Genomic DNA, 710 nt, shown 5'->3' on the forward strand with positions numbered 1-710 from the left:
TCATAAAAAACACGTCACCCTTTCTCATTAACATAAGAAAATAGTAACGTGCTTTTAACTTCAAAAATAGTCTAAATCCTTAAGTTGATGGATGTGTGGCGGTACCCCTTGTATAAGAGTTTGTTTTTAAACAACTCTGTCTCAATAGTATCCTGATATTACAAAAAAGAACTAAGATGTTTCATCCTAGCCCTTTTTTAGCAATATCAACTTATTATATACATTCCTCAATCATTATTTTACTTCATTGGCAACAAAGAAATGCTCACATACACTTGAAATACGTTTTAAATCCACATTGCCACCTGAAATAACCGCTACTACTTTTTTATCCTTTACATATTTATCAACTTTCCCTGCAAGAAGAGCGGCTGTGGCTAACGCTCCCGCTCCTTCTACGACAGCCTTTCCGCGTTGCAATAAGTCTTTCATCGCTACTTCTAATTCTTCTTCTGATACAGTTACAATGTCATCTACTAGGTTTTTTACAATTTCAAAGGTTAAATTTCCAGGTATTTTAACTGCACAACCATCCGCTATTGTTGGGGCTTTATAATGTGATACAATTTCTCCAGCATCATAAGAAGCTTTCATACCGTGTACGTTTTCAGCTTGAACCCCAATAATATTAATGGAAGGATTAAATGATTTCAGTGCTACAGCAATCCCTGAAATAATTCCTCCTCCACCAATAGGTACAATAACAGTAT

At 35.2% G+C, this 710-nt stretch carries 1 protein-coding gene; it reads right to left on the reverse strand.

Features of this window, described 5'->3' with window-relative positions:
- Nucleotides 1-234: 234 nt before the first annotated feature.
- Nucleotides 235-710 (reverse strand): pyridoxal-phosphate dependent enzyme (locus tag ACTJJY_RS31930; protein WP_440607451.1); only part of this gene is annotated, 476 nt, incomplete at its 5' end.

Source organism: Bacillus sp. 22475, from assembly GCF_052044835.1.
Taxonomy (GTDB): domain Bacteria; phylum Bacillota; class Bacilli; order Bacillales; family Bacillaceae_G; genus Bacillus_A; species Bacillus_A cereus.